We start from the raw sequence: 18,990 nt of genomic DNA, 5'->3' as shown, positions 1-18,990 counted from the left end.
CCGCGGGACCGCGTGGTGGGGCGGACCCGCCCGCGAGTCCTCCGGTCAGCCCTACTGCCCCGCGGACCCGAAGTCACTAGCGTGACGGCAGGGGACTTCGGGGGAAGGTGGAGCGGTGGGGGAACCGGCGCGCCGGGACGTGCTGTCCTGGCTGGGGAAAGGGGCACTCGGAGCGGTCGCGCTGAGTGCCGTGGGGCGGCCCGCGGAGGCTGCGACCGGCGTGACCGTGCTGCGCGGGGCGACGCTCATCGACGGCACCGGCCGCCCGCCCGTCCGCGACGCGACGGTGGTGCTGGCCGGCGACCGGATCCTGGCCGCCGGGCGCCACCGCGACGTCCCCCGCGGCGTGCGGGTGGTCGACGTGGCCGGGAAGTACGTGATCCCCGGTCTGTGGGACCTGCACACGCACGCCACGTTCTACGAGAACACCGTCGCACCGTTGCACGTCGTCCAAGGCGTCACGGGCATTCGTGAGATGTGGGGCCAGCCCGAGACCCACGGCACCCGCCGTCGCATCGAGACCGGCGAGATCCTCGGCCCCCGCATGGTGATCGCGAGCGCGATCGTCGACGGCCCCGGTTCCATCTGGCCCGGTTCGGACGTCGTCCGCACCCCGGCGGAAGCCCGTGCCGCCGTGCGCAGGGCCAAGGACGGGGGAGCGGACTTCGTCAAGGTCTACTCGTTCCTCTCACCGGAGTGCCACGCCGCCATCGCCGACGAGGCCCGCAGGCTGCGGATCCCGTTCGCCGGTCACGTTCCCGCCCGCGTGCCGGTGCAGGACGCGCTCGCACAGCACACCCACGAGCACCTCTACAACCTGTTCACGTCCACATCGGACGACGCCGACGCGCTCTACGCCCGGTTGCGCGCCATGCCCGACGACCCGGCCGACCCGAACTGGTGGGGCCGGCACGCGGGCCGGATCGAACGCGCGGCCGTCGCCACCCACTCACCGGCCCGCGCACGCCACCTGTTCGCCACCATGGCCCGACAAGGCACATGGCAGTCGCCGACCCTCTTCGTCGAGCGGAACATGTCCCGCTCGCCCGAGACCATCACGAACGACCCGGTAGCCCTCGAACGGATGCGGTACATCCCGGTCGGCCTGCGCGCGCAGTGGCAGCAGATCATGGCCGGCCGCCCCATCCGCACTCCCGAGGAGGTCGCGGAGCTGCGGAGGTTCGGCGACGCCCGCATGCGCCTGCTCCGCCAGATGCACGAGGCGGGCGTGGGCGTCGTCGCGGGCACCGACGCGGGCTTCGCCTACGTCTTCCCCGGCTTCTCCCTGCACGACGAACTGGCGCTGCTGGTCCAGGCGGGCCTCAGCCCGGCCCAGGCCCTGCAGGCCGCCACTCGGGACGCCGCGCGCTGCGTCGGCCGCGAGCACGAGTCGGGCACGGTCACGCCGGGCAAGCAGGCGGACCTGGTCGTGCTGGACGGGGACCCGTTGCGGGACATCACGAACGTCGGTCGCATCCACGCCGTCGTCAGCCGGGGCCGCTACCTGGGTCCGGCCGACCGCGCGCGCGTCCTCCGCGAGATCGAGGTCGCAGCACAGGAACCGGTCGAGGCTCCGGCCACGCCGACGGGGTGCTGCGCGCACTGATGTGGTCCCCGCCACCGCGGTCGTCAGGATCGCGTCAAGGCGGAGCCCGCCCGTGTCAGGGTCCCGTCCGGGATCTGGGCACCGGCCCGCGGCAGGCGTGTGCTGGACGCATGACACTCGCGGAGTTGTTGCCCAGCACCGGATGTTCCACCGAACCGGTGCTGGAAGACGGTCTCTGGCCGGACGGCACTCAGGTTGCCGGCCAGGACCTCGTCATCGGTGGAGTCCCCGCCACGCAGCTGGCGGCCCGCTTCGGCACCCCGTGCCAGGTCCTGGACGAACAGACGGTCCGCACCAGGGCGAGGTCCTTCCGCGCCGCGCTGCCCGAGGCCGAGGTCGTGTTCGCGGGGAAGTCGTTGCCCTGCCCCGAGGTCTACCGCTGGATGGCGCAGGAGGGCCTGTCCCTGGACGTGTCCTCGGCCGGCGAGCTCGCGCTGGCCAGGGCGGCCGGGTTCCCGGCGACGCGCATCATCATGCACGGCAACGTGAAGACCGCCGAGGACCTCAAGGCGGCACTGGAGCACGGCGTCTCCAGGATCGTCGTCGACTCGTTCGACGAGATCGCCCAGCTCGGTGCCCTGGCGACCCACGGCCAGGAGGTCATGATCCGGGTGACGCCCGGCATCGACGCCCACACCCACGCCAAGATCGCGACCGGTGTCGAGGACCAGAAGTTCGGCTTCTCACTGGCTTCCGGCGCCGCACTGGAGGCCGTCCTGCGGGTGGTCGAGCAGCCGTCGCTCAAACTCGTGGGCCTGCACTGCCACCTCGGCTCGCAGATCAGGCACGTGGCGAGCTACGAGGAGGCCGTGCGGCGGATGGTCGGCCTGATCGCGTCCTGCGGCACCAGGATCGAGCAGCTCGACCTCGGTGGCGGCTTCTGCGCGCCGTACCTGCCGGGCGACGCGGACTTCGACCTGGCGGGGCTCGCCCACCGCGTCCGGGGCGCCCTCAACTACGAGTGCGCGCTGCACCGCGTGCCACCCCCGCGCCTGCTCGTCGAACCCGGTCGTTCGATCGTCGCGAACGCCGGCGTGACCCTGTACCGGGTGTGCGCGGTCAAGGAGTCGGTCCGCACGTTCGTGGCCGTGGACGGCGGCATGAGCGACAACCCGCGTCCCGCCTTGTACGGGGCCAAATACGCCGTCCGGCTCGTGGGCCGCGGCGGAAAACCCAAGCCGGTCACCGTCGTCGGCAGGCACTGCGAAGCAGGCGACGTGCTCGCCGAGGACGTGCTCCTCCCGGCCGACGTGCACGCCGGAGACCTGCTCGCCGTCCCCGCGACGGGCGCCTACCACCACGCCCTGGCTTCGAACTACAACCAGGTCTGCCGTCCGCCGGTCATCGCCGTGAAGGACGGGGTCGCGAGGCCGATCGTGCGCAGGGAGACAGAGGAGGACCTGCTGCGCCGCTACGTTTGATCATTCGGGTGCCGAGTCGAACGTCTGTTCCCTAGAGTGGCGCGATGCACTCGTACGCCTACGTGGCCGACTCCCGGCTGGACGAGACGCGGCGCGCCCTCGGACTGCAGACCTCCGGCGGCCGGGCGCCGAACCCGCGCTTCTTCACCGGGTTCCTCGCCGACTCGCAGCAGGCCGCCACCGCGTTGCTCGCGATCGCCAAGGTCGCCGGCACCCGGTACTTCCAGCCCACCACGGAGCGCCTGCGGGACCCGGTCGTCACCTGCAACGGCGACCGGCTGCGCTTCGAGTCCTTCTCCGGCTGCTGCGGCGTCTACGCGCGCCTGGACGTGCTGGGTGACGCCCTCGACGGCGAGGTGCACGACCGCGGCACCACGAACGTCGACGTCAACGAGCCGCTGCGCCGCGCGCTCGCCCGCGTGACCAAGGGCGACCCGCTGCACCTCACGGTCGGGCCCGACCAGGTCGAGGTCGGCACGCTCGACGGCGCGGTCGTCGAGAAGAAGGTCCCGCTACCGCCGCGCTGGTTGCGGGGCTTCGCCGAGACCCAGGTCCTCACCTCGAAGTTCGACCTGAAGGCCGAGCTCTCGGCGGCGGACGCGCAGCGGTTCCTCAAGACGCTGCCCAAGGGTCGCGCGGCGGTGTGGGCGGTGCCGTCCGGGAAGTCGTTGCGGCTCAGCGGATCGGCCTCGGCCAACGCCGTGTGCCTGGCGGGCCCGAACCGCCTGGAGACCTTGATCCCGTTGCTGCGCTTCGCGAAGGCGGTCCGGCTTTACGGCCCTCCGGCCGACGGCAAGCCCGTCGCGAGCGGCTGGGAGGTGGACCTCGGCGCGCAACGCCTGACGCTCGTCCTGTCGCCCGAGGTGACCCGAGGCCTGTCCGGCGAGGGCGCCGTCCTCGACGGACTCGCGGCGGGAGACGCCGACACCGACGCCGAGCTGGTCGGCGCCCTGCTCGACTTCGAACCCCGCGTGGACGTCGCCGACCTGGCCGACCGCTCCGGACTCACGCCGGCCAGGGTCGGGGACGCGCTCGCGCAGCTGGGCACGGCCGGCCGGGTGGGCTACGACCTCGCCGAGGCGTCGTACTTCCACCGCGAACTGCCCTACGGCGGCATCGACGTCGAGGCCATGAACCCCAGGCTGCGCAACGCCAGGGCGCTCGTCGCGCAGAACGCCGTCAGCTGGGACGGCGACACGGCGGTCGTCGGCTCGTACCGCGTCAACGGCGAGGCGTGCACCTGTCAGTGGTGGGCCGAGTACCGCGGCGGCCGCGGCAAGTGCAAGCACGTGCTGGCCGCGGACATGGTCAGGGGACGGGCGTGACGTTCGACCGGATCCGGGCGGTGATCGAGACGGGGCACGCCTACCCGCTGGGGGAGGCGCTCAAGAACCTGACCCCCGAGCAGCGCAAGGAGTGCGCGAAGGACCTGATCGCGTACGAGAAGGCGCACCGGGCGAGTGATCTGCGCTGGCAGCACGGCGAGCCGCTGGCGATCGCGGGAGCGGGCCTGCTGCCGAGCGCGTCGGCGCTCGCCCCGTGGCTGGTCCGCTACCGGATCTCGCTGCACCACTACGGCCGTCAGCACGACGACAGGATCGGTGTTCTCGTCGACGTCCTGCGGCACCGCGAGCTCACGTGGATGCCGGACCTCGTCGGGAGGCTCGCTTCCCGGATGCCGGCACGCCAACTGCTCCGGCAGGACCTGCTCACGGTGATCCTGGAGTTCTGCGGGGAGGACCCGCCGGACTCCGACGGATTCCTGCTGCACCTGCTGGACTCCAAGGGCCACCAGAAGTGGCGTCCCGGGTTCGACGTGCTGTTCCCGCGGCTGCTGGAGGTCGTGGGATCGGGGTTCTACTTCGGGAACTCGAGGCCGTTGCAGGCGTTCCTCCGCACGCGGGCGAACAGACAGGTGCTCGTCGACGGCTGTCTCGCCCGGCTCCAGCAGGGCGGATCTCAGTCGGAGATGGCCGGTTTCATCGAACTGCACGAAGCTATCGCCATCACGCTCGCGGAAACCGTCGAGCACGTCCGGGACTACCTGGCGATGCTGTCTGACTCGCGCTCCACCGTGGCCGCCTTGGCCCAGGACCAGCTCAAGCGAGTCGACGACGCGGGAAAGCTCGACTTCGGTCTGCTCTGCGAGGCGAGCCGGTGGGTGTTCGGCCGCACCGAGAAGAAGCTCGTCCGCGCCCAGCTCACGTGGCTCGGCAAGCACGGCAAGGCGAACCCGGACGACGTGGTGCTGACCGCCGCGGAGCTGTTTGCGCACGAGTCGGACGACCTGCGCGGCCAGGCCGTCACGCTGATCGCGAAGCACCTCGGCAACACCGGTGACACGACGCAGGCCCAAATCCGCGCCTCGGCCGAGCAGCTGCCGGGCGACCTGGCGGCACGGCTCGGCGGCACCACGTCCCGGGAACAAGCCCCGGAACTGGCCGCGTTCGAGCCCAGGCCGTTCCCGAGCCCGATCGCCACCCTCGACGAACTCACCGGGGAACTGCTCAGCGCGTTCGGCCGCAACTCGAGCAACGTCGAACCGTCCACGGCGGAACGCATCATCGAGGCGGTGGTCCGGTTCGCCTGGCAGGACAGGGAAGCGCTCGGCGAGGCGATCCGGCCGTTCTCCGAGAACTCCCCGTGGTTCGACCACTCCCAGCACACCCCGCGTTCCGAGCTCATCGGAGCGGTCCTCGACGCTCCCGACAAGCCGCGCCCGCTGAAGCACGGGGTGACCACTGAACTGGACTTCGCCCGCAACCGGAAGCCGGAGCCCGGCATCGGGGCGGTCGGGGACGAACTCGCCAAGCGGCTGTACGAGATCGGGAGAGGCCTCGTCCACCTGCCGAAGCCGGCCCTGGTCTCCACGCCCACCGACATGTCCGGCCTGATCGAGCCTGCGGTGCTGGCCGACCGCCTGGCCAGGGCCGAGGCCGAGGGCTGGGAACCGTGGCAGCGCGACCTGCGGCAGGCCTTCCAGCGCCTGCCGCTCGACACGGACCCCGCGGTGTTCGCATCGTTGACCAGCAAGGCGGCCGCGAAGGTGCGCGACTGGCTCGCGAACAGGACCGACCCCGAGGTCGCCATCGCGGAACGCACCTACCGGCACCCTTGGCGGTACGACTCCTACATGGGCGAGACCGGCCTCTACGCGACCGTCACCCCCGGCTTGGAGGAGCCGGAGCAGTTCCTGCGCCAGCACGACGACTGGGGCTCGATGAAGGAGTGGTGGCCCTCGCTGCTGCCCGCCCAGCGGGAGGTCGTCGCCGCCCATCTCATTCCGCACCTGCGGGCGCGCACGGCCTCGAAGGGTGGCGACGGCCCGCTCCTGCCGATGCTCGCCGAAGCCCACGGTCCAGCGGGTCCGGCTCTGCACCTCGCCCTCTCCTACGGATTGGGTGCCGAACTGACCGTCAACCGCGCCCACGCCGTCGACGCGGTGCTGGTCCTCGCCGCACGCGACCAGCTCGACGGCAGGACGCTGGGCGACTTCCTGGGACGGCTGCTCGACCGCGGCGACCTCGTGATGAACCGGGTCGTGCCCTGCCTGCGCGACGCGGCCCGCTCCGGTGCCGCACGGCAGGTCTGGGACGCCCTGACCGCGGCCGTTCCCCGGCTGTGGACCCACAACCGGGCGGCGGACGTGATCGAGCTCGCGGTCGAACTGGCCCAGCTGCTGCAGCCGGGCGGCACCGTCGGCGGACTGGCCGAGGCCGCCGCCCGCAAGGGGTCGAGCAAGGCGGTCGTGCAGGCGAAGAGACTGATGAGCGCACTGGGAGGGAAGGCGTGAGCTTCGACAGGATCCGGGCTCTGATCGAATCGGACCAGCTGCTCGCGCTCGGCGAGGTGCTCAAGAGCCTCACGCCCGAGGAACGCAAGGAGCGCGCCGCCGACCTCGTCGCGTACGAGAAGAAGCGGCGGGCGTCCGGCCGGAACTGGGACCACCACGCGGGGTTGCAGATCGCGGGAATCGGGTTGCTGCCGAACGCCTCCACACTCACGCCGTGGCTGGTGCGCTACCAGATCTGGTGGCACCGCATGAGCCAGGACAACGGCATCTCCGAGGCCTTGGACGTGCTGAGGCACCGCGACCCCGCGTGGCTGCCGGACCTGGTCGCACGGGTCGCCGCCAGGATTCCCGCCCGGGAGCCGAGCCGGCCCGACCTGATGAGGATCATGCTGGAGTTCTGCGGCGACAACCCACCGGACACCGACGGGTTCCTGCTGCACTTCCTGGCCTTCGACGGTCACGCGGACTGGCGTCCGTCCTTTGACGCGCTGGTCCCGCGCATGCTGGAGGTCGTCGGCGGTGGGGCGATCTTCGCGAACATCCCGCAGTGGCCGCAGTTCCTGTGCGAGCGGGCAGACCGGCGGGTGCTCCTCGACGGCTGCCTGGCCCGCCTCCAGCAGGGCGGCAGCGCCTCGGAGATGGAGGGTTTCCTCGCGCTGCACAGGATTCTCGACGTGACGCTGGACGAGACCGCCGAGCACGCACGGGACTACGTCGCGATGCTGCCCGACTCCCGCTCGTCGGTCGCCACCCTCGCGCAGGCCCGGCTGAAGACGCTGGACGAGGCGGAAAGGCTCGACTTCGACCTGCTCGCCGACGCGAGCCGGTGGGTCTTCGGCCGCACCGAGAAGAAGCTCGTCCGCACCCAGCTCACGTGGCTCGGCAAGCACGCGAAATCCACTCCAGACGACGTCGTGCTCACGGTCGCGGAGCTGTTCGCGCACGAGTCGGACGACCTGCGCGGCCAGGCCGTCAAGCTGATCACCAAGCACCAGGCGAAGATCGGCGACAGCACGCGGACGGAACTGCTGGCGCTGGCCGAACAGCTGCCGCCCGATCTCGCCGCCCAGCTCGGCGCCGAGACGGTCGCGGAGGAGGCGGTCGAGCTCGCACCGTTCGCGCCGCGCCCGTGGCCGGACCCGATCGCCACGCTGGACGAGCTGACCGGCGAGGTGCGCGGGCTGTTCGGCCGCAACGCGGGGCAGGTCGACCTGGTGACCGCGGAACGGATCGTCGAGGCCGTCGTCCGCTTCGCCTGGCAGGACAAGGAGGCGATCGCGCGGGCGTTCGCGCCGGTCTACGAGAAGTACCCGTGGGTGCTGAACCAGGGTGCCTATGAGACCTACCCCGACCACGCCCGGCGCGACTGCTGGTCGGTGCTCGTCGCGATCATCGGCGCCGTGTCCGAGACCGCCGTGGCGCTCGGCCCGATCGAGTCGGTGCTGGAAGCCGCCAGGACGTGGATGAGGCAGCTCAAGCGGGCGGAGGTGGGCTCGGTGAGCCTGCAGCTCGCCAAGCGGCTCAACGAGATCGCCAAGGGCATCGTCAACTCGCCGCGACCGGCGCTGGTGTCGACGCCGACCGCGACGAACGGCCTGCTCGACGCCGTGACGCTGCTCGAACGCCTGGCCAAGGCCGAGGCGGAGAACTGGGAGCCGTGGCCGCGTGACCTCCGGCAGGCCTTCGAGCGGCTGCCGCGCGACACCCGCCCCGAGGACTTCGCGCCGCTGACGAGCAACGCGGGCAAGTTGCTGCGCGAGTGGCTGGAGGAGCGGAGCGATCCGGCGTCCGAGCTGGTCGAACGCACGCGCCAGCAGCACTCCTACTACGGGACCCCGCCGCCCCCGGAGAAACGGCTGCTCGTGACGCTCACACCCGGACTGGCCGATCCGGAGCGGTACTGGTTCAGCTACAACGGCTGGGGCGCCATGCTCCTGTGCTGGCCCGCCGTCCTGCCCGCGCAACGGGAGGTCGTCGCCGCGTACCTCGTGCCGATCCTCGCGAACGGCCGGGAGTCGAACGTCGACGACGGCCCGGTGCTGCCCGCGCTCGCCGAGGCGGACGGCCCGATCGGCGCCGCCACGCACCTGGCGCTCGCCTACGGGCTCGGCGCCGCGGGGACTGTCGGTCGCGCCCACGCCGTCGACGCGCTGCTGATCCTCGCGGCCCGCGGCCAGCTCGACGGCAGGGCACTGGGCGAGGTGATCGGCCTGCTGCTGGAACGCGGCGACCTCGCGCTGAACCGCGTGGTGCCGTGCCTGCGCGATGCGGCACGCTCCGGTGCCGCAGCTCCGATCTGGGACCTGCTGACGACCGCGCTGCCGAAGGCGTGGTCGCACAACAGGGTCGCGGACCTGGTCGAGCTCGCGGTCGACCTGGCCCAGCGCCTCGAGCCGGGCGGCACCGTCGGCGGTCTCGCGGAGGTGGCGGCCCGCAAGGGTTCCAGCAAGGCGGCCGTTCAGGCCCGGAGGCTGGTGAACGCACTAGGCTGAACCGCATGGACCTGGGAGTCGTCGTCGCGGAACGGCAGATCGAGGGCAGGGCACCGGACGGATCACCCTTCGAGGTGGTGGTCAGGTTCGGTACCCCGCGCCCGGACCCGTTGAGCGGCAACGGCGACTGGGAGTGTCCACATCAGATCGTGGGCCTCGGCGACGAGGTCGTCAGCGCCGCGTACGGGGTGGACTCGCTGCAGGCCCTGCTGCTCAGCGTCCACTCCGTGCGGATCAGGCTGACCGAGTCGGGCGCCACCCTGGACTGGCTGGGCATGCCCGAGCTCGGCCTCACCGTCGCGCCCGTGCTCAGCTAGCGAAGACGGGGTAGTGGTCGGACAGGTCGTTGAAGGTGTACTTGCGGCCCCACGACCAGATCGACCACTCAGGACTCTTCGCGCGCCGCGTCTCGTTGCGCAGCAACGGCCCCTGGACGGTCAGCACGTAGTCGAGGTGCTCGGACGCGTACTCCGGCCCGTACTGGTCGCGGCAGACGCTGTTGTCCGCGCAGTCCCAAGAGAACGGGTGCCCACCCACCTCGGGCGTCCGCGCGCCCAGTTCCGACACCATCCGCGGGTACTCGTCGCTCGCCATGACCACGTTCAGGTCGCCCGCCACGTACACGGGCTCGGCCGCGGGGATGTTCCGCGCCGTCAGGAACGCCCTGATCTCGGCCCGCTGCTTCGCCCGGTACCCGCCCGGCGCGCTGGTGCAGGCCGAGTCCTCGGCCTGCATGTGCGTCCCGACGACGTGCAGCGGCCCGGTCGGCGCCTCGATCCGCACGTACGCGAACCCCTTGTTGGAGAACCAGTCCGCGCCGCAGCCGTCCCGGTAGACGTGCTGGATCCGCGTGGTGATCGGCCAGCGGCTCAGCACCGCGACACCGCCGTCCTCCGGCGTCGAGTCGCTGTACCTCCCGCTCGTCACGTCCCACCCGGCCTTGCTGCGGCCGAGCACCGGCGTCTGGTGCGGGTAGGTGTCGCGCAGGTTCGCCAGCAGCCGGTCCGAGGCGGTGTTGTCGAAGACCTCGTTGAGCACGACGACGTCCTGCCCGTTCAGCACACCGGTGCTGTCGATCAGGTCGGCGCGGGCGACCTGGCCCCAGTTCGGGTAGAGGTTCCGCGACAGCATGAAGACGTTGTAGGTGGCGATCCTGGGGGCGGCCGGAGCGGCGACCGCGGGGGCGGCCGAGATCGTCAGCGCGACGGCGGCGGCGAGCGTGATCAGGCGCATGAGGCCCGATGGTGGCGGACGTGAAAGTCTTTCACAACCCGCCTGGGTGACCCGAAGGTGTCGTATCGATTAAGCGCTCTCGACGAACGCGTCCCGAAGCCGCTGCTCGCTCAGGAGATCAGATCGATCAGGGACCTGATCTCCTCACGCGGCGTGCGGCCGAGGGCCGAACCGATCCCGCACGCCACCGCTCCTGCCTCCAGCCACGCCGGAACGTCGGCGGGCGCAACGCCTCCGGTGGGCACGAGCGGCGCGTGAGGCAGCACGGCGAGCACGTCCCTGACCCACTGAGGTGTGGGCGCCGGGAACACCTTCACCGCGTCCGCCCCGGCTTCAAGAGCCTGCACCACCTCGGACACCGACCCTGCCCCCGGCAGAACAGCGGCCCCGTACCGGTGCCCGGCTCGGATCACCGACAAGTTCAGGTTGGGGGCCACCAGGAACTGTGCCCCGGCGCGCACCGCGGCGACGGCGGAAGCCTCGTCGAGCACGGACCCGGCACCGATCACCGCTGACGGGTGGTCCGCGCGGAGCTGCCGGATCGCCTCCAGCGCACCGGGATTCGTCAGCGGCAGCTCGAGGGACGTGATCCCGGCGTCCAGCAGCGGAACGGCCGCCTGCACGGCGGAGGAGGCGTCGGCGGTGCGAACGATCGCGATGATGCCCTGCCGCACGACCGCCTGGGTGATCTCGTAGCGGTAGCTCACGCCGGCCAGGCTACTGCGCGCAGATCAAGAGATGTTCCTGGTGCGTGACAGGGGCTGCCAGCCGCTGTCAGCGAGGTGTGCGGAGAGTGCCAGCGGGCCGGGTGAACCTGGTCGTGCCGTCAGGGAGGCGGCACGATCTCCAGGGGAGCTCCACATGCATGTCACGATCATCGGTGCCGGACTCGGTGGCCTCACGCTCGCCCGCGTGCTGCACGTCAACGGCATTCCGTCCACCGTCTACGAGGCCGAGGAGTCACCGTCGGCGCGGACGCAGGGCGGCATGCTCGACATCCACGACTACAACGGGCAGATCGTCGTCGAGGCCGCGGGTCTGATGGACGAGTTCCACCGCCTGGTGCTGCCCGGCCGCCAGGCCATGCGGGTGCTGGACTCCGACGGCACCGTGCTGTTCGAGAAGGGCGACGACGGCACGGGCGGCCGTCCCGAGGTGCAGCGCGCCGACCTGCGGCAGATGCTGCTCGACTCGCTGCCGGCGGGCACCGTCCGCTGGGGCCGCAAGGTGACCGGTGTCGAGGGCAGGACCGTGACGTTCGCCGACGGCGGCACCCTCACCGCTGAAGTGCTGGTGGGTGCTGACGGCGCGTGGTCGCGGGTGCGGACGTTGGTCACCGACGCGAAGCCGGAGTACACCGGCATGTCGTTCGTCGAGACCTACCTCCACGACGCCGACACCCGGCACCCGGACGTCGCGAGGGCGGTCGGTGGCGGCTCGATGTTCGCGCCCGGACAGGGCAAGGGGATCTTCGCGCACCGGGAGAGCGGCGACACGCTGCACGCCTACGTGGAGTTGAGCCGCCCGCTGGAGTGGTTCGACGACCTCGGCCGGATCGCGGGGGAGTTCGAGGGCTGGGCGCCGGAGATCACGAAGCTCATCACCGAGTCCGACACGGAGCCGGTGTTCCGCCCGCACTACGCCCTGCCGGCGGAGCACCGCTGGGAACGGGTGCCGGGAGTGACCCTGGTCGGCGACGCCGCGCATCTCATGGCGCCCAACGGCGAGGGCGCCAACCTGGCCATGCTGGACGGTGCCGAGCTCGCCCTGGCCCTGGCCACCAAGGACGTGGAGACCGCCCTCGCCGAGTACGAGGAGGCGATGTTCGAGCGTGCCGCCCGCACCGCGGAGGACTCCGAGGAGATGGTCCAGAGCCTGTTCGGCGACGAGCCCCCGCAGAAGCTGCTCGACCTGCTCGTCGAGGCCTGACGACGAAGGACACCGCTGAGCGGCGCTTGCTGCAGATGCATACAGTCGTGCGCATGACGCAAGAAGACGGCGACCTGGACGGCCTCGTGCGCGCACGGATCCGCGCACTGCGGGTCGCCCAGGGCTGGTCCCTGGACGAACTCGCCACGCGGGCCAAGCTCAGCCCGTCGTCGCTCAGCCGCATCGAGAACGGTCAGCGCCGCCTCGCCCTGGACCAGCTGGTGACGCTGGCCAGGGCCCTCGACACCTCGCTCGACCAGCTGGTCGAGACCGACACCGACGACGTGATCGTCAGCCCGATGCTCGACGGCGGGCACGGCACGATGCGCTGGCCGATCAAGGCCGAGCCGGGCATGACGGTCATGCGCCAGCGGATGACCACCCCGCCACCCGACAACCCCGCCTCACTCCGTGCACACTCCGGCCGCGAATGGCTGGTTGTGCTGTCGGGCACGGCGGTCCTGCTGCTCGGCAACCGGAGGTTCCGCGTGGAGACCAACCAGGCCGCCGAGTTCCCGACGATGCTGCCGCACGCCATCGGCACGGCAGGCGGTCCGTGCGAGATCCTCGGCATCTTCGACCGGGAGGCGCGGCGCGGCCACAACGCCGACAAGAAGGCGTGATCTTGCGCGGATGGCATCGTGGAGGGTGACCGTCTTGCTCATTGCGCAAGGTGTCGTGCATCTGGCGCATGGCCGACCTACTTTGGGGACCATGAGCGAACACGGACATGGGCACGGCCACGGTGTAGCACCTGACCACGGCCATGCGCACGAGCACGAGCCGAGCCGCGGCCCAGGCCCCGAGTCCGAACACGAGCACCGCCACGGTCACGGACATGGTCACGGCAGCGAACACGGTCACGGGCAGAGCCACGACCACGGGCCTAGCCGCGATCACGGCCACGGAGACGAGCACGGCTACGAACACCGACATGGTCACGGCGAAGGGCATGGTCACGGACAGGGCCACGACCACGGAGACGGCCGCGGCCCCGGGCCTGGCCGCGATCACGAGCACGGCCACGGACACAGCCACAAACATGGCCACGGGCATCAGCGCGGGTTCGACGACGCCGCCGACCAGGCCGAAGTCCTCGACCTCGACGCCGAACTCCTGGCCGACCACACCGCCGCCGTCATCGACTGGCTCCCCACCGCGAACCCCCGCCACATCGTCGACCTGGGCGCCGGCACCGGCGCGGGCACGTTCGCCCTGCTGGCCCGCTTCCCCGAGGCCCACGTCACCGCCGTCGACTCCTCGGTCGAGCACCTCCAGCGCCTCCGCGCCCAGGCCGGGGAACGGGGCCTGGCCGACCGGATCCACACCGTCGTCGCCGACCTCGACTCGCAGTGGCCGGACCTCGGCACGCCCGACCTGATCTGGGCCTCGGCCTCCCTGCACCACATGGCCCACCCCGGCCACACCCTCGCCCAGCTCCACAAGACGCTCGCCCCCGGCGGTCTGCTCGCGGTGGTCGAGCTGGCCGGCATGCCGCAGTTCCTCCCCGAGCACGCGCCGGACGGCCACGACGAGCGCATGCCGCACCGCGGGGCCGACTGGGGTCCGATGCTGACCGGCGCCGGGTTCACCGTCGAGGGCGACCGCACGATCACCGTCCACGTCGAACGGTCCGAGGCCGTGGAACGCTACGCCCGCATCGTTCTGCGGCGGCGGCTCGAACCGGAAGCGCTCGAAGAAGCCCTGAGTCGTGACGACCTGGCGCTGCGCACTGAACGCACTGTCTGGGCGGCGAGGAAGTGACCGTCAGCGAGGCCGCGAGCCCTGGTTGACGAGCGCGGTCCTCAGCAGGTCGAGGGCCGCGGCGCGGGCGCCGGTCAGCGACGGCTGCTCGACCGACGCCGCGACCACGGCGACCTGACGAGGCAGCCGGGTGCACTCGGCGCTGATCGCGTCGAGAAGAGCCGGTCCCCACGTTCCGCCGATCACCACGAGTTCGGGGTCCGCCAGCGTCACCAGGGCCGTGATCACCCCGCCGACCGCACGGGCCGGCACGAGAGGATCGGCCTCCCGCAGCCGCGGCACGTCGATCGCGGTCGAGCCGGGCCGCCGCAGGCCGAGTTCGCCGAACACCTCGATGAACGGGGTCGCGCCCGACGGCCCGGCGGTGATCACGTGCGAGATCTCGCCCGCCAGCCCCGAGTGCCCGCGCCGCACCTCGCCGTCCAGCACGACCGCACATCCCAAGCCCTCGCCCAGGTGCAGGTAGGCGAAGTCCGTCACACCCAGCACGGCGTGCTCGGCCTGCGCCGCCCAGTTCACGTCGTTGTCGACGACCACCGGGCCGTGCACCAGCGGGCCCAGCACCTCGACCGGGTCGAGCTCGCCCACCAGGAACGGCGAGTCGGGGAGGTGGACGAGCCTGCCGGTGCGGCGGTCCACCGGGTCGGCCGCGCTCACGGTGCAGAGCCGGACGTGGTGCGCCGCAACGGCTTCCGCGGCCGCGGACGGCAGCGCGGACGCCACCTCGGACGGCGAGGCGATCGGGTGGTGCGCCCGCTCGACGACGTCCCCGTAGGCGTCGACGCACTCGGCCTTCACGCCGTCCGGCGCGATCGTGACGACCAGCGCGACGCCCACCTCGGGAGCGAGGCTGTAGAACGAGCCGACGCGGCCCTTGCCGCGCCCGCCGGGGGTGCGTTCGCCGGTGTCCGCGACCAGGCCCTGCTCCACGAGCCTGCGGACGCTCTCGCTCACCGTCGGCTTCGACAGGCCCGTCTCGATCGCCAGTTCGGCCCGCGTGAGCTTGCGTGCCGTCATCAACGTGCGCAGCACGTGCTCGTCCGAGATCGAGCGCAGCAACTCCTGGGACGGCCTGGTCACCCGGCGGATTCTAGTTAGGGGTCTTGCCTACAACGGGTCGACACGCCTACGGTTCCAAGTTAGGAGGCCTTACTGGAAGGAGCCGCCATGCTGCCGCACTGGGACACGACCCCCGCTGACCTGCCGAAAGCCGTCCGCGAGGTGAAGAAGGCGATCCGCGCGAACATCGAAGCGTCCGGCCGCACCGTCGAGGAGGTGTTCGCCGTCGTCGAGCAGCGGATCCGGCGCGATGTCGACGACGTGAAGTCCGGGCAGGCGTGGCCCGTGATCGACTACGCCGACATCGAGAACGGCACCGCGAGCACCGAGCTCGTGCGGCGCCGTGGCTGTCTGGTGGTGCGCGGCCACTTCGACCGCGAGCAGGCCCTGGCCTGGGACAAGTCCATTGTGGACTACGTCGAGGGCAACGACTTCTTCGAGAACTACCGGGGTCCCGGCGACGACTTCTTCGGCAGCGTCGGCTCGAAGCCCGAGATCTACCCGATCTACTGGTCACCCGCGCAGACCGAGGCCAGGCGGCACGAGCGCATGGCCACGGTCCAACGCTTCCTCAACGGCCTGTGGCGCCACGACGGCTGGTTCGACCCGGCCACGGACGTCGGTTACCCGGACCGCATCCGCCGCCGCCCGCCCGGTGCCGACTCGAACGGCCTGGGCACCCACCTCGACCCCGGCACGCTCGACCTGTGGATGACGCGCGAGTACCAGCAGGCGTTCCGCCACCTGTTCAACGGCACGCCCGAGCAGTACGACCCGTGGGACGCCGCCCACCGCACCACCGGCCCGCAGTACCCGGGAACCACGATGTGCTCGGTGTTCCGCACCTTCCAGGGCTGGACCGCGCTCTCGGACATGGCCCACGACCAGGGCGTCCTGCACACCGTCCCGATCCCCGGTGCCATGGCGTACCTGATGCTGCGCCCGCTGCTCGACGACGTCCCGGACGACGACATGTGCGGCGTCACCGTCAACCAGGTCTTCCCGGTCGTCCCGAAGTACCACGAGCTCCTGATCGAGGCGCTCAGCGGCATCCCGGACGTCCGGGCCGGCGACTCGGTCTGGTGGCACTGCGACATGATCCACAGCGTCGCGCCGGTCGAGGACCAGCAGGGCTGGGGCAACGTCATGTACATCCCGGCCGCCCCCTCCTGCCCTCGCAACGACCGCTACGCCGAGGAGATCCGGCGCGCGCACGCGACCGGGTCGAGCCCGAGCGACTTCCCGGAGGAGCACTACGAGCGCACCTGGCCCAACCGCTCACGCCCCGAATAGCACCCGGAACACCGCGCCCTCACCAGGTGCGGTGTCCAGCTCGATCCGCCACCCGTGCGCCGCCACCAGCGCCGCCACGATCGACAACCCCAGCCCGCTCCCACCCGGCCCCCGAGCGGGATCCGCGCGGTAGAACCGTTCGAACACCCGCGCGGCCTGCTCGGGCGTCAGTCCCGCCCCGTGATCGGTGACGACGATCGAGTCCGGAGTCAGCCGCACCTCGATCGGCGTCCCAGCCGGCGTGTGGATCAGCGCGTTGTCGAGCAGGTTCGTCAGGATCCGCCGCACCCGCGCCTCGTCCGCCTCCACCGGCACCGGCCCCGCGAGCAGCTCCAGTGAGATGGGCCGGCTCGTGTCGCGCACCCGAGCCTCGACCACGGCGTCGTTCACCGGCACGACCAGGTCCACAGTGGACAACGCCAGGGGCTGTGACGAGTCCAGCCGGGCCAGCTGCAGCAGGTCGTCGACCAGCACCCCCATCCGCGCGGCGTGGTCCTCGACTCGCCGCAACACTTCTGCAGCATCCGTCGCCGCACCCTGCCGGTACAGCTCGGCGTACCCGCGGATCGACGTCAACGGCGTCCGCAGCTCGTGCGACGCGTCGGCGACGAACTGCCGCATCCGGTTCTCGGAGCTGACCCGCACCGCGAACGCGGACTCGATCTGCCCCAGCATCGTGTTCAGCGCGGACGCCAGCCGCCCGACCTCCGACCCCGGCCGCCGCACCGGCACCCGCCGCGACAGGTCGCCGGCCGCGATCTCGCCGGCGACCTGCTCGACCTCCTCCAACGCCCGTGTCGACGCTCTGACCAGCGCGTACCCGGCCATGCCCACGAGGATCAGCGCTCCGAGGCTGATCAGCAGGAACGCGAGCCTGAGGTCGCCGACCGCCCGGTCCACCTCCGACTGGTCGACGGCCGCGACCAGTTCGGCGCCGTCGAACTGCCGCATCACGATCCGCCGCGAGCCGACCGTGACGTGCTCGCCGGGCGTCAACGTCCCGTAGGCCGGCAGCCCTTCGAAGGGGGTGCCGGACAGCACGCCCTCCGCGGAGCGCAGCACCGCGTTGTCGCGCAACGGAAGCGTGCGCGGCGTCGACACCACCCGGTCGAGCCGCGCGTCGAGCTGGCCGAGCAGGTACCGCTCCATCACGGTGGACCCGATCAGCCACGTCGCGAACAGGCCCGCGGCCGCCAGAGCGACGAGCACGACCACCAGCCGCACGCGCAACGTCATGGGCGGATCATGTACCCGAGCCCGCGCACGGTGTGGATCAGGCGGGGCTCGGTGCCGTCCACCTTGCGCCGCAGGTAGGAGATGTACGACTCGACCACGCCGATGTCGCCGTCGAAGTCGTGCGCCCACACCTGGTCCAGGATCTGCGCCTTGGACAGGACCCGGCCGCTGTTGCGCATCAGGTAGTGCAGCAGCCGGAACTCGGTCGGCGACAGCTCCACGACCCGCGCACCGCGCCGCACGACGTGGCTCTCCACGTCCAGCGACAGCTCGCCGCACGTCAGTTGCTCCGAGCCGCCGGGACGGGTGCGGCGCAGCACCGCCGTCACCCGCGCGATGACCTCCTCCAGGCTGAACGGCTTGGTGATGTACCCGTCGCCGCCGATCGTCAGCCCGGTGACGCGGTCGTCCGCGCCGTCGCGCGCCGTCAGGTACAGCACCGGCACCCGCACACCCGACGACCGCAGCCGCCGCACCACCTCGAACCCGTCCCGGTCGGGCAGCATCACGTCGAGCAGGACCAGGTCCGGAGCACCGGTCCGAGCAGCGTCAAGGGCCTCGCCGCCCGTCGCCGCGCTCGCCACGGTGAAGCCCGCGAACCGCAGGCTGGCGCACAGCAGCTCGCGGATGCTCGGCTCGTCCTCGACGACGAGCAACCGGCCGCGCTCCACGCGGGTCACGGCCGCTGGGTGATGGTCTGCCCGGTCACCGTGCCGTCGGAACCCGCCTGGCCCTGCACGACGACCTGCTGACCGGCCTTGAGGTCCGTGAGCCTGCCCTCCGTGCTGATCTCCACCTTCGTCGTGTCCGAAGTGGACACTTTCACGACCTGGCCGTTCTGCGTCTTCACGTAGACGGTCGTGCCGTCGACGCGGTCGATCGTGCCGGCGGTGCCGCGTCCGGCGAAGTTGCCGCCGTTCGGCCGGTTCTGCCCCGAAGGCGGAGTGCCGTTGAACTGCCGGCCCGCGGCGTTCTGGCGTGCCGGCGTCTCGGCCGCACCGAAGGACTTCTGCACGAACACCCCGCCGACGAACGCCACGATCGCGAGCACCGCGACCCCGAGGACCACCGTGGTCCTGCCGAGGCCCGCCTTGCGCTCCTTCAACTCGGCCGAGATGTCGTTCTCCAGGGGCTGGTCGAGTGGGTTGGTCACGTCAGGGACTC

The 18,990-nt window shown here is 71.4% G+C and carries 16 protein-coding genes; 10 read left to right on the top strand and 6 right to left on the bottom strand.

Going from position 1 to position 18,990, the window contains the following annotated elements:
- Positions 1 to 115 precede the first annotated feature (115 nt).
- The 6 genes from ORI60_RS02580 to ORI60_RS02555 all read left to right on the top strand — a co-directional run bounded on the left by ORI60_RS02580 (position 116) and on the right by ORI60_RS02555 (position 9,629).
- Entirely contained in the window at positions 116 to 1,606 is a 1,491-nt protein-coding gene (locus ORI60_RS02580) for an amidohydrolase family protein (protein WP_266033573.1), read from the top strand.
- A gap of 110 nt (positions 1,607 to 1,716) precedes the next feature.
- Entirely contained in the window at positions 1,717 to 3,027 is a 1,311-nt protein-coding gene (lysA, locus tag ORI60_RS02575; protein WP_266033570.1) for a diaminopimelate decarboxylase, read from the top strand.
- 44 nt (positions 3,028 to 3,071) lie between these two features.
- Positions 3,072 to 4,352: an SWIM zinc finger family protein gene (locus tag ORI60_RS02570; RefSeq protein WP_266033567.1), complete on the top strand. Its 1,281-nt coding sequence runs from the start codon at positions 3,072 to 3,074 to the stop codon at positions 4,350 to 4,352.
- Positions 4,349 to 6,820: a DUF6493 family protein gene (locus tag ORI60_RS02565; RefSeq protein WP_266033564.1), complete on the top strand. Its 2,472-nt coding sequence runs from the start codon at positions 4,349 to 4,351 to the stop codon at positions 6,818 to 6,820. Before ORI60_RS02570 ends, ORI60_RS02565 begins: the two co-directional genes overlap by 4 nt.
- Positions 6,817 to 9,312, top strand: coding sequence for a DUF6493 family protein (locus ORI60_RS02560; RefSeq protein ID WP_266033561.1), 2,496 nt, complete (start codon positions 6,817 to 6,819; stop codon positions 9,310 to 9,312). Before ORI60_RS02565 ends, ORI60_RS02560 begins: the two co-directional genes overlap by 4 nt.
- Before the next feature lie 5 nt (positions 9,313 to 9,317).
- Entirely contained in the window at positions 9,318 to 9,629 is a 312-nt protein-coding gene (locus tag ORI60_RS02555) for a DUF6968 family protein (protein ID WP_266033558.1), read from the top strand.
- Here the strand turns inward: ORI60_RS02555 and sph are convergent.
- Positions 9,622 to 10,545, bottom strand: a complete 924-nt coding sequence (sph, locus tag ORI60_RS02550; protein ID WP_266033555.1) for a sphingomyelin phosphodiesterase — start codon at positions 10,543 to 10,545, stop codon at positions 9,622 to 9,624. The genes ORI60_RS02555 and sph overlap by 8 nt on opposite strands.
- 110 nt (positions 10,546 to 10,655) lie before the next feature.
- On the bottom strand, positions 10,656 to 11,252 hold the full coding sequence (locus ORI60_RS02545; RefSeq protein ID WP_266033553.1) for a bifunctional 4-hydroxy-2-oxoglutarate aldolase/2-dehydro-3-deoxy-phosphogluconate aldolase: 597 nt from the start codon (positions 11,250 to 11,252) through the stop codon (positions 10,656 to 10,658).
- Between the two features lie 154 nt (positions 11,253 to 11,406).
- Here ORI60_RS02545 and ORI60_RS02540 point away from each other — a divergent pair, with 154 nt between their 5' ends.
- The 3 genes from ORI60_RS02540 (at position 11,407) to ORI60_RS02530 (ending at position 14,238) form a co-directional block, all read left to right on the top strand.
- Positions 11,407 to 12,474 carry an FAD-dependent oxidoreductase gene (locus tag ORI60_RS02540; RefSeq protein WP_266033550.1) on the top strand — a complete coding sequence of 356 codons (1,068 nt, stop codon included), beginning with the start codon at positions 11,407 to 11,409 and terminating at the stop codon, positions 12,472 to 12,474.
- Positions 12,475 to 12,527: 53 nt separating this feature from the next.
- A complete protein-coding gene (locus ORI60_RS02535; RefSeq protein WP_266033546.1) occupies positions 12,528 to 13,097 on the top strand; it encodes an XRE family transcriptional regulator in 570 nt (189 codons plus the stop codon).
- A gap of 91 nt (positions 13,098 to 13,188) precedes the next feature.
- A complete protein-coding gene (locus tag ORI60_RS02530) occupies positions 13,189 to 14,238 on the top strand; it encodes a class I SAM-dependent methyltransferase (RefSeq protein WP_266033543.1) in 1,050 nt (349 codons plus the stop codon).
- A gap of 3 nt (positions 14,239 to 14,241) precedes the next feature.
- Here the strand turns inward: ORI60_RS02530 and ORI60_RS02525 are convergent, their stop codons facing one another.
- Positions 14,242 to 15,318 (bottom strand): ROK family transcriptional regulator, encoded by a 1,077-nt coding sequence (locus ORI60_RS02525; RefSeq protein ID WP_266033540.1) that lies wholly within the window; start codon positions 15,316 to 15,318, stop codon positions 14,242 to 14,244.
- Positions 15,319 to 15,405: 87 nt separating this feature from the next.
- Between ORI60_RS02525 and ORI60_RS02520 the strand changes: the two genes are divergently transcribed.
- A complete protein-coding gene (locus ORI60_RS02520; RefSeq protein ID WP_266033538.1) occupies positions 15,406 to 16,590 on the top strand; it encodes a YbiU family protein in 1,185 nt (394 codons plus the stop codon).
- Here the strand turns inward: ORI60_RS02520 and ORI60_RS02515 are convergent.
- From ORI60_RS02515 to ORI60_RS02505, 3 genes are read right to left on the bottom strand one after another with little or no spacing between them, the layout of a single operon-like run.
- On the bottom strand, positions 16,576 to 17,826 hold the full coding sequence (locus ORI60_RS02515) for a sensor histidine kinase (protein WP_266033535.1): 1,251 nt from the start codon (positions 17,824 to 17,826) through the stop codon (positions 16,576 to 16,578). The genes ORI60_RS02520 and ORI60_RS02515 overlap by 15 nt on opposite strands.
- Positions 17,823 to 18,497: a response regulator transcription factor gene (locus tag ORI60_RS02510; RefSeq protein WP_416234353.1), complete on the bottom strand. Its 675-nt coding sequence runs from the start codon at positions 18,495 to 18,497 to the stop codon at positions 17,823 to 17,825. Before ORI60_RS02510 ends, ORI60_RS02515 begins: the two co-directional genes overlap by 4 nt.
- Positions 18,498 to 18,502: 5 nt before the next feature.
- Positions 18,503 to 18,979 (bottom strand): hypothetical protein, encoded by a 477-nt coding sequence (locus ORI60_RS02505; protein ID WP_266033531.1) that lies wholly within the window; start codon positions 18,977 to 18,979, stop codon positions 18,503 to 18,505.
- Between the last annotated feature and the right edge of the window lie 11 nt (positions 18,980 to 18,990).

The sequence above is a fragment of the Lentzea sp. NEAU-D7 genome, assembly GCF_026242055.1.
GTDB lineage: Bacteria > Actinomycetota > Actinomycetes > Mycobacteriales > Pseudonocardiaceae > Lentzea.
Note: the sequence above shows the minus strand (reverse complement) of the source record. Positions and strands in the feature narration are given on the sequence as shown.

Coding starts and splice junctions, on each gene's coding strand:
- lysA (WP_266033570.1), top strand. CDS start 1,717: ATGACACTCGCGGAGTTGTTGCCCAGCACCGGATGTTCCACCGAACCG.
- ORI60_RS02570 (WP_266033567.1), top strand. CDS start 3,072: ATGCACTCGTACGCCTACGTGGCCGACTCCCGGCTGGACGAGACGCGG.
- ORI60_RS02555 (WP_266033558.1), top strand. CDS start 9,318: ATGGACCTGGGAGTCGTCGTCGCGGAACGGCAGATCGAGGGCAGGGCA.
- sph (WP_266033555.1), bottom strand. CDS start 10,545: ATGCGCCTGATCACGCTCGCCGCCGCCGTCGCGCTGACGATCTCGGCC.
- ORI60_RS02540 (WP_266033550.1), top strand. CDS start 11,407: ATGCATGTCACGATCATCGGTGCCGGACTCGGTGGCCTCACGCTCGCC.
- ORI60_RS02535 (WP_266033546.1), top strand. CDS start 12,528: ATGACGCAAGAAGACGGCGACCTGGACGGCCTCGTGCGCGCACGGATC.
- ORI60_RS02530 (WP_266033543.1), top strand. CDS start 13,189: ATGAGCGAACACGGACATGGGCACGGCCACGGTGTAGCACCTGACCAC.
- ORI60_RS02520 (WP_266033538.1), top strand. CDS start 15,406: ATGCTGCCGCACTGGGACACGACCCCCGCTGACCTGCCGAAAGCCGTC.
- ORI60_RS02515 (WP_266033535.1), bottom strand. CDS start 17,826: ATGACGTTGCGCGTGCGGCTGGTGGTCGTGCTCGTCGCTCTGGCGGCC.